Source organism: Catenulispora pinistramenti, assembly GCF_018274385.1.
GTDB lineage: Bacteria > Actinomycetota > Actinomycetes > Streptomycetales > Catenulisporaceae > Catenulispora > Catenulispora pinistramenti.
This window is the reverse complement of the sequence record NZ_JAAFYZ010000318.1, coordinates 1-9,462: the sequence shown is the minus strand read 5'-3', so window position 1 is coordinate 9,462 and position 9,462 is coordinate 1. Positions and strand designations below refer to the sequence as shown.

The following is a 9,462-nucleotide window of genomic DNA, read 5'->3' as shown; positions in this document are numbered from 1 at the left end:
CCACCCACCCACCCGGGCCGCACCACTCCACACGTGGCAGCCTTCACCCGGCGACCCACCACAGGACGTTGAGGTGAATTGACGCCTACGGCGCAGCCTCTTAAGCGGATTACTCTGCCACTCACCACCTTCGCACCGCCGACACCGGCCCAGACACGGCGAAGGACCGGACCCGCTTTCACGAATCCGGCCCCACACACCATCACCACCTACTCGGCGCGATCCTCAACCTCAAACAATCGGGCCAGGCGCCGCACCGACTCCACACTGATCTTCTTCGGGAACTGCGAACACACACGGGCCAGATGAAAATCCCGATCGGTAGGACCGCCCGGAACCACATGGTGGCGAGGCTTCGGCTCACCAGTCATGCCGCCTCACCCCCGCGCATGCTCTCTAGCGCAGCAGCCTCACGAGCCAGCGCCTGAGCCTCCAACCTGTCTTCGTAGACTCCTTGCGCGTAGTCGCTGATCGCTTCGGTCTGCCAGCCCCGCCCGGCATACCGCCACTGCCGCTCGGTGACCGTCTCCACCTGCACGACCGGCTCACCAGCCGCCGCCGCCTCAGCCTGGTGATCCGCCCGCATCTGACGCAGCACACCCATGCCCACCGAAAACCGTCGAGTCGATGACAGCACATGACCGCCGAACCCGAGCATGTGACACCACCGGCCCAGACCCAAACCCGCGAACTCCCGCTGCTGGTCCAGCGTCCACGCCGTGTGCATCGTCGCCGCCACATGCGGGGTCCGCGCCCACAGATTGATCTGCGACCGATGCGTGATCGGCACATCCACCCCGTGCGCGTCCTCAGTACCCTTGGTCACATACTTCGCGAAATACCCCGCCGCCCGCTCCGCCGGAAACCCCCGGTCCGCATCCAACACGATCGGCCGCGCATCCAACTGCGACCCGAACCGCAGCACATGCGACCCGAACCCGGCTGATTCCGGAGCCGACACCGACACCGCCGACGCCGCCGACACCACCGCCGAAGCCAGCACCTCCGAAGTCGCCCACGACGGAGGCGCTTCACGATCTTCCGGGCCGTCCAGACGCAGCCCGACGTGGAAGTGCACCAGGCCACGCGCCTGATACTCCATCGCGCGAACGTACTCCACCCGCAGCAGCTTGCGGATCTGGTTGTTGCGCACCCCGCCGACCCGGGCCATCCGCCGATACAGTGCCTCACCGAACCCGTTCCACAGTTTCGTGGCCAACGCGTTGAACAGCACATGCCCGGCATGGTCGTAGCAGGCCGCACACATCGGCTGCCCGACCACCACATCACCGGGGGCGTGCCGCGCACCGCAGCCCATAGGCCGGCCATGCACACAGCACGGATCATCACGACGCGGACGACACCGATCGTTCGGCCGGGACGGATCAGGCTTGCGATGCACCGGACCGAACGACGGCGCGGTCAGCGTCGCGAACACCATCGGATGCTCCTGGACGGTTTCGGGAACGCCTTTGCCGCCGACGAACCCCGCCCGCACCAGATGGAACGCATCGGCCTGATACAGCGCCGAACACGACCGGCACCGCGACCGCCGACGATTCATACACCGCACCACGATCGCCCCACCCGGCGCATCCACCGAGGAGAACACATCCACCACACGCCCGGTGCCAGCCTCGGTCTTCACCGTCTCACCCGACAACCGGACCGGGTTCTCACACGCACCCACCGCCCGGATCTGCGCATCGATCTGCGCAAACTCCGGATTCGCCAACAGTTCCATCAGTTCCCGCTCACCCGGCGGCAGCCACGCGAACGGCGATTCAGCCGGACCCACCGACATGGCAGACCCAGCCCCCGAGACCTGAAACACTTCCACTCCCTGAAGATTCAGCGCACCGACCATGCACCGGACCATCAGCGCCCTATCCGGGCACACAAACCGCCACGGCAAAGACGCCACGGGAGACACCGCGACAGAAGAGAAAAAGCGCTCAGGAGGATTCAGAGAGTGCGCGGCGAAGAATCAGGAAAGCTTCGAAACCCCGGAACGACTGGATCGCCGCCCCGGCACCGGCTGCCACACCGGCCGCAGGAAAGGTATGCCGCGAGAAGAAGGGTTCACGTCCCGAGATGAGGAAACGTTTGGGATGCCTGCTGGTGTCCCCGCCAGATCCGGCAGCCGACGCCACCTGTCCTGACCCACCGAGTGTATCACAGAACCGTGATTCAGAGCAGCTTTTTTACCGTACCTTGCAAAGGGCTCAGGGCACAAGTCCCGCACGTCACGTCACGTCACGTCACGTCACGTCACGTCACGTCACGTCACGTCACGTCACGTCACGTCACGTCACGTCACGTCACGTCACGTCACGTCTTTGGCAACACCGCCCAGAGCCAGATACGAGACAGGTGAGAGGGGTCCTGGGGAATATCTTTACTGACTCAAGGGCGGGCCTAGCGGCCCGCCGCGCGCGCCCCGCGCCGTCCTCGCGCCCGCGCGGCATGCGGCCTGACGGCCGGTCCGCGCGACGCGGTCCGTCACGGACCGCGCGCTAACGAGCCTGGCCGCCCTCAAGTCAGAAGGTGGACACAACCACCACCGCCGGAACACCAGGAGCGGGAGACATGGACCCGCGACGACCGCCACGGCTGGACCGCTCCGCCGCTCCTGTCTCCGCCCCGCGCCGGACCGGCCCAGCGCGCCGGGGTGAACGGCGTTCTTACAGCCCTAGCCGATCAACTCGACCACGGGCTCGGAGCCTTCCTCCGGAACACGCGCAGCCACGGTCCAACCGCTGACGAGAGCGGCACGAGCGACGAGCCCCTTCTCGCACAGCTCGACAGCTTCATACTCGCCGCCGTTGACCTTGAGTACCGCCTGGCCGTGCATGGAGCGCGACCCGCCGGCTGAATCCGCCCGACATTTATTATGCGTGAGAAATCGCACGTCATGGGCCCGGGGCTACCCGCAGACCACGTGACCGGGGTTGGAGCTGACGCGACACCGGCGGCGGTACGAGCGCTATGGCGATTCCCCCGGGAAGTCGGCCGCAGGGGGCTTCCGCACAGAGGTGGACGCGACGTGAGACTGCCTCTGTTCCGACGTGCCCGGCACGAGACGATCTACGAGTAGAGCGCGTCGGTGTGTCAAGGTCCTTATTACGTGTCGCTGCTCGAATGCCGTCTAAACGTCTCAGGGTAGTGATTCATTTCACGAGGGGCCGTCCGCATCGGCCTAGCCCAATTGTTACTACGGGGTGTATAAACAACTAAGTCGTCAGTTGTAACGGATTCTTGAGCTTGCCTGCCCTGGCGCACGCAGGACAATACTCGCGCTGTAAGCCATAAGGAGGTTGTGAGCGCGATACACGAATCCGATCAATCATCACACGCAGGGATGGTGTTATGAACAAGGTTCGGAGACTTCTACTGGGTTGGCCGCCGCCGTCATCTTGACGTTGACCACCGCACTGCCAGCCATGGCCGCGAGCCCATCGCCACCACCCGGCCCGGTCACGGTGACGGCGACTGTGCCATCGTCGACTAAGACCGGGACGGGATTGGCTCCTGCAATTACAGTCTGGTGTAAAGCGCAGTCGGCCGTGCCCTTCCAGCTCACCAGGAATGGCCCGCTGTACGCTCAGGCTACGTTCACCACCTGTAGCGCCCCGCCGCCCCAGTTGTGCAATCTGTCGGTCGAGCTCCAGGAACTGATTCCCCAAGAGTCGGGCGGCTCATCCTGGACCAACATCCAGGAGGCTGGCGGAAACTGGGGAAAGTGCAGCGGAACGGTGACAACCTCCGGCTATCGTTGCCTTAGCACGCTCAACAACCAGCAGTTCCGTACTGGCATCGTTCTAGGAGTGCAGTACAACGGACTGACAGGCTTCGGCACCGCCGAGAGCACGGTTATCACTCTGCCGTGCGAGTAGGTACCTTACGCTGATCTCCATGATTCCGCGCCAGACCGCCTACTGGCCCTGTCGAACGCAGGGCCAGTAGTTCTTCTCTTCATTTGAAACCTGTAAATGCGAGGTAAAAATGGACGAGCTATCAGACCGGATCCAATCGTCGCCCGCGAGCGGCATGTCATGACGCTCATCGCGCAGTTCATCACGTTCGATTGTCGTGAACCCAGCAGGCTGGGGCAGTTCTGGAATGAAGCCATCGGCGTCCCCGTACAAGGTGTCAATGGTCAGTTGCGGATCGCCGTGCCGATGACGCCAGCGCTGGCAATGGTCCTCTCTGAGAACTTCCCCGTACGCGAACCAGTCGCAAGCCGATCGCACATTTCATTCACGCCCCTTGAGGGAACGCTTTCTGATGAGGTCGATCGCCTTATCGCGGCTGGGGCGACACTGCTGGACGACCATCGACGCCCGGAGATGGACAACGTTGGGTGGGTCGTCATGGCTGATCCCGAAGGCAACGAGTTCCAGGTCGAATCCAACGATGCTGAGAGCAATGCCCTTGAAAGCCGGATTCAAGCGGAGAACGCGAGACACCAGGCACAGAAGGCAACCGATGCGGCTGAAACCGCTGCCGTCATCGCACAACGCGGGTAGAGGGCAGCGGCAACCGAGAGAACCCGTCGATCCTGCCCGAGATACACGGCCGTCATCCTCAAGACCTCACCGGATCATCGATGCGGTAAGCCCGATCCCGCAGCCGACACGATCCGCAAAAAACCAGCAGATGCGCCACCGTAGGCTGACACCGTGTCTCTACACATCACTAACCGGCCGCAGAGCTATCGAATAGTTCAGCTCGCGCGCTCAGCTTTGCCGTTGGCGACGATGGCGGCGCGACATAGACTCCCGAGGAGCCGCCGGAGCTCGATGAGCCTCCACAGCCTCCGGAACCCGCGCTTGTGCCGACGATGACCACACCAGCGAGGATCACTGTTCCCAGTGCTCTCCTGTTCACGTGCTCCTCCACTCCCGTTGAATAGTGCGCTCATCAGCGGAACCGGCCGGCGGGCGGCGAGGACACCCCCGAGATCAGCCCCGCGGGAAGGCCGCCCGCCGGCCGAACCCGCCCCGCTCAAGCCTGGAACCTGGGTCTTGCGCTTCTAGAGCAGCGGTTGCAGCTCGACGGAGTAGTCGAGGCGGTCAGCCCAGACGATCAACCCGATCAGCCGGGGAAACTGCTCACCGTCCTCCCAACGCTGCAACGTCGATCTGGTAACCCCGACAATCAGGCCAAGATCGGTTTGGGAGATCTTGCGGGCACGGCGCCTGGCCTTCAAGAACGGAGCCAACAGCCGGTATTCCTGCATCTGCCAGATGTGGTGGTGCTTCACCTCAACCGGGAAAGCTGTCGCTTCGACGAGGCGATCGGCGAGCGCGAGGCGAAACCCCAGCCGCTGTGCCCAGTCGAACGCGTGGCCCAGGCTGGGCGAGTCGTAGTGCTTCTCCCAATCCCGCAACGATCTGCTCGTTACCCCGAGCACTTCGCCGAGGGCTTCTTGCGACATCTTGGCCGCCAGTCTTGCCGCGAGGAGCTGCCCTTGGATCGCGTTCAACCGCCGTTGTGCCGCCGCGTTGACCCGCAAAACCATGCCCTACCCAACCTTGTATCGAACGCTGATATTGGGTTATGCCCGTGTTCACCAGCGGAACTGGTGGCTATCTCTCGCCTGCGCAGCAGGTCACCACCACACCCGCCCCGTCTCCGCCGCCGCAAGGCCACCAAAGTCCAACGGCACCGGCTCATCCGGCCCGAGCTGCGCCCACAAGTCCGCGTCATCCGGATCGGGCCCGATCCACGCAATCGCCGTGCCATCCGCGCGCACCGCCCAGGCCGGGCCGTACAACTCCGCCGCCGACCGCAGGTCCGCAGAGGCCGCCTCACCACCGGCCAGCCTGACCAGCAGCGACGCCAGCCACCGGGCACGCGCATACGCGACCACGTAATTCACGCCCGGCCTGCACACCCAGAAATCCGGATGCACCGACCACTCACCGGCGACCACGTCCAAACACCCTCCCGACTCGGACCAACACGACCCGCGCCGAGGAATCAGAGTGCTCACATGTCGGTGCACCCCGGTACCATCGGCACCGGGGTTTGATCACCCCGCCGGACCGCCCCGCCTGCCAAGGATCAGGGCGGTCCGGCTTACTTTCTTGAGCGGGGAGCAGGTGGGGGGACCGCCGAGCGCACCACGGCCTGGCCCTACTCCCCGCCACGGCCACGCACGACCGACTCTGACGAGAAACCCAAGGCCCCTCGAAGCCGCACGCAACCGCCTCGCGGGCGACAGCCATCAAGGCCGAGTCACCTCACCCGCAAGCACCACCCCCGCACTACGGCGGCACAGGGGATTCTCCGTTGTCGTCCTCATCGACCGGGGTCAGATCGGCGACCTCCACCCACCGCAGCGGCCCGTCACCCTCGCCATTCGGGGTCCGGACCAACACGATCGGTACGCAACACAGCGAACCCAGATCCGGCGCATCCTCTGGCACCTCACAGGCCCGATGCGTCGGCAGCTCCACGACACTCAGCAACGGCTCTCTACGAACCCGCACCACATCGCCCGGCTCGTACCGTCGAACCCTCGCCGCGTCCACCCCGCCCGCGCCCATCACCGAACGCCACCTTTCGCGTAGTAGACGAGCAGAATCGCGTTCATCGTCAGCGAGGACACAGCCACCGTGAACAGAATCAGCACACGGGTACGCCCGCGAGGTTCGTCCCAGTAGGACATGCCGGACGTGTCGTTCTCCTGCGTCGTCACCACACCACCCCCGATGTGCGCGGAGCATCGTCACCGCACCAGACCTGCATGAACGACGGCTCCGCCACATACATCGACGGGAGCAGCGGCCCGGCCCAGAACACCCACCAACTTGTGGGGTTTCCGCCGTCGCCGCCGGTCGTCTCCCAACGCTCCAAACGCCGCCACGTGGCACCGATCAGCACCAGCGAACCGAACTCGATTTCGGACACGCGCGCCGGAACGGACTCCAGCAACATGCTCACGACCGCACCCCCTCAGCAGGGTCCGGGAACGTCGGCCGAGTACGGCACCACGCAACCCACACCCCATGCGGGAACTTCGATGCGTCCGGCGCCTTCCCCGCAGACGGCCTCTCGTGGAACAGCACCGAGTACTCCCGAGAAACCGCCCGGTCCACAGTCGGACGCCACGCACCAGGGTTCATCGACTCACCTAGCGGAGCGATCCACGCCCCTACCGGCACATCGAAAGCACGCCGAACCTCAGCACCAGGAGGGGATCCCACCGGCAGCTCAGGCGTTGCCCTCCTTCGCATCGAGATCGCTCCTCCCGACATTCCGGCACGGTCGGACGCCGCGACGGTTCCGGGCACGAGCCCTGCGTCGACGGTCGCGTTGGCCGGGCGGGCGTTGGCATCACTCATGACTCTGAGTATTCGATCGGAAGCGGGACGCCTAAACTGTCGCAAGGGACGACTTTAGGACGTCCTGTGCGCTATACAAGTCCCAGGGGTAGACGTCTGTGAGGTGAGGTATGGCGAACGAGCGGCTACGGGCGACGATGACGGCAAGAGGGATGACGGCCGAGAAACTTGCCGCTGCCATCGGGATTGATCCCAAGACCGTTGAGCGGTGGGTGAACACGGGTCGAGTCCCGTATGCCCGCCTTGCGGTTCCAGCCGCCGAAGCCCTCCAGGAAGACGCTATGTTTCTCTGGCCCAACCTGCATCAAGGCCGCTCAGCACGAGCCCTATCACCCGAACTGGTCGCGATCTACGGCCAACGAGCCGAGATGGCCCCCGCCGTCTGGTTCAGCTTCTTCGAGCAAGCCGAACAGGCGATCGACGTTCTCGTATACGCCGCCAACCACCTTCAGGAATCGGTTCCCGGGTTCAACGATCTACTCGCTGACAAGGCCGCGCGCGGATGCGCCGTCCGCATCGCGCTCGGCGACCCTGACTCGCCGAACATCATTGCCCGAGGCCAGGAAGAGAAGTTCGGCCATGGCATCGAAAGTCGCTGCCGACTTGCACTGATGCACTACCGTCCGCTACTCGGAAAACGGAACATCGAGATCAGAACACACGGTACGACTCTCTACAACAGCATCTACCGCTCCGACGACGAACTGTTGATCAACGGTCACGTTTGGGGCGTGAACGCTTTTGGTGCGCCGGTTTGGCATCTGCGACGCGGCAAGAGCGGCACCATGGTCAACACGTACCGCGACTCGTTCGATGCCGTCTGGGAACGGGCAGCTCCGGTAGCGTGACGACATGGCGCGTACCGACTACTTCGACGATCCCGCCGCACCCACGCCAAACTCGCTCGTGGTGGCGACCTCTACCGTAGTTACAGACGCGGCCGGCCGGGTTCTGCTGCTGCGCCGTACTGACTCAGGCAACTGGGCACTTCCAGGCGGAACGATGGAGCTTGGGGAGTCGCTGACGCAATGCGCCGTACGCGAGGCCCGCGAAGAGACCGGCCTCGAAGTCGAGATCACAGGGCTCGTTGGTACCTACTCGGACCCGCGCCATGTCATTGCGTACTCAGACGGCGAGGTTCGCCAGCAGTTCAACATCTGCTACACGGCGAAGGCGGTTGGCGGCGAGATGACGCCCTCCGACGAGTCAACAGCGCTGGAGTTCGTAGCCCCATCAGCCTTTGATGATCTCCCGATGCACCCCACGCAGCGTCTTCGGCTGAAGCATTACGCCGAAAGGCGCGATCATCCCTATCTTGGATGATCGGATCAGGACCGCCGCGTGGATGATGAGTTGTGGTCGTCTTAGGCGGAACCGCCACCTGTCGCTCGTAGTCGGTCAAGTACGGAATTTGCCGCCGCTACGGTGGCGCCTTCTCCGGACGTCAAGGGCACTTCGTTAGCCCTTGCCCTCCTCCGAAGACACCCCCTCCGCTCTTGAGACGCGTGGTCACCAGAACAGGCCAACAGCTCACGTCCCGCTCGTGGTTGTCTGCGGTCCGGTCCGGGGCGGGCCGAGATTTTACCCACCTCCGTGCACGGGGACCCCACCTGAAGCACTTCGAGGGGGCCTGAGAGTGCCACCTGCGGGCAGGTCCACGAACCTGCCCTCTCTGCTAAGCCAGCGTAAGGCCCCCTCGAAGTGCTTCAGCCCCGCACACGCAGGACACCGGCCAAAATCCCAGCCCACCCCTCAGCTCTCGACTCCAGTTGGCCCGTCTCCGCTGGTCAACTCATGGTGTGCGAACAAAGATTCGGCACCGTCAAGAGCCAGACGGCCCGGGGTCTGGCGGCGTTGCGCGTGGAAATCGCGAGCTCCGCGCACACCGCCGACCCCGACCTGCTCACGTGGAAGGAAGGATGAGCATGGCTGAGGAAGAAGTGGACTGGGCTCGCGAACTGTTCGACCGGACCCGGGGTGCCGGCGAGCCCGGATGGATCGCCGACCCGGCGGTGCTCGCCCACGCCGGGGACCGGCGGCGGCGGTTCCGGATGGCGGGCGCCGGCGGCGGGCTGGCCGGGGTGGTGGCGCTGACCGCGGCCGTGGCGGG

10 protein-coding genes are annotated in these 9,462 nt (G+C 64.5%); 4 read left to right on the top strand and 6 right to left on the bottom strand.

Features of this window, described 5'->3' with window-relative positions; all coding sequences use genetic code 11:
- Positions 1-367: 367 nt before the first annotated feature.
- Positions 368-1,867 carry a replication initiator gene (locus KGQ19_RS45275; protein WP_212021259.1) on the bottom strand — a complete coding sequence of 500 codons (1,500 nt, stop codon included), beginning with the start codon at positions 1,865-1,867 and terminating at the stop codon, positions 368-370.
- Between the two features lie 825 nt (positions 1,868-2,692).
- A complete protein-coding gene (locus KGQ19_RS45270; RefSeq protein ID WP_212021257.1) occupies positions 2,693-2,854 on the bottom strand; it encodes a hypothetical protein in 162 nt (53 codons plus the stop codon).
- A gap of 1,201 nt (positions 2,855-4,055) precedes the next feature.
- Here KGQ19_RS45270 and KGQ19_RS45265 point away from each other — a divergent pair.
- Positions 4,056-4,529, top strand: a complete 474-nt coding sequence (locus KGQ19_RS45265; RefSeq protein ID WP_212021255.1) for a VOC family protein — start codon at positions 4,056-4,058, stop codon at positions 4,527-4,529.
- A gap of 506 nt (positions 4,530-5,035) precedes the next feature.
- On the opposite strand, the gene KGQ19_RS45260 is transcribed toward KGQ19_RS45265, so the two are convergent.
- From KGQ19_RS45260 to KGQ19_RS45245, 4 genes are all read right to left on the bottom strand, one after another.
- On the bottom strand, positions 5,036-5,524 hold the full coding sequence (locus tag KGQ19_RS45260) for a helix-turn-helix transcriptional regulator (RefSeq protein WP_212021253.1): 489 nt from the start codon (positions 5,522-5,524) through the stop codon (positions 5,036-5,038).
- A gap of 90 nt (positions 5,525-5,614) precedes the next feature.
- A complete protein-coding gene (locus KGQ19_RS45255) occupies positions 5,615-5,944 on the bottom strand; it encodes a hypothetical protein (RefSeq protein WP_212021251.1) in 330 nt (109 codons plus the stop codon).
- A gap of 609 nt (positions 5,945-6,553) precedes the next feature.
- The gene (locus KGQ19_RS45250) at positions 6,554-6,706 is read right to left on the bottom strand and encodes a hypothetical protein (protein WP_212021249.1); all 153 of its coding nucleotides are present in this window, start codon (positions 6,704-6,706) and stop codon (positions 6,554-6,556) included.
- The gene (locus KGQ19_RS45245; RefSeq protein ID WP_212021247.1) at positions 6,703-6,951 is read right to left on the bottom strand and encodes a hypothetical protein; all 249 of its coding nucleotides are present in this window, start codon (positions 6,949-6,951) and stop codon (positions 6,703-6,705) included. Before KGQ19_RS45245 ends, KGQ19_RS45250 begins: the two co-directional genes overlap by 4 nt.
- 511 nt (positions 6,952-7,462) lie before the next feature.
- Here KGQ19_RS45245 and KGQ19_RS45240 point away from each other — a divergent pair.
- The 3 genes from KGQ19_RS45240 to KGQ19_RS45230 form a co-directional block, all read left to right on the top strand.
- A complete protein-coding gene (locus KGQ19_RS45240) occupies positions 7,463-8,200 on the top strand; it encodes a helix-turn-helix domain-containing protein (RefSeq protein ID WP_212021245.1) in 738 nt (245 codons plus the stop codon).
- A gap of 4 nt (positions 8,201-8,204) precedes the next feature.
- Positions 8,205-8,675: an NUDIX domain-containing protein gene (locus KGQ19_RS45235; RefSeq protein ID WP_212021243.1), complete on the top strand. Its 471-nt coding sequence runs from the start codon at positions 8,205-8,207 to the stop codon at positions 8,673-8,675.
- A 602-nt stretch (positions 8,676-9,277) separates the two neighbouring features.
- The coding region (locus KGQ19_RS45230) for a hypothetical protein (RefSeq protein ID WP_212021241.1) at positions 9,278-9,462 on the top strand (185 nt) is incomplete at its 3' end.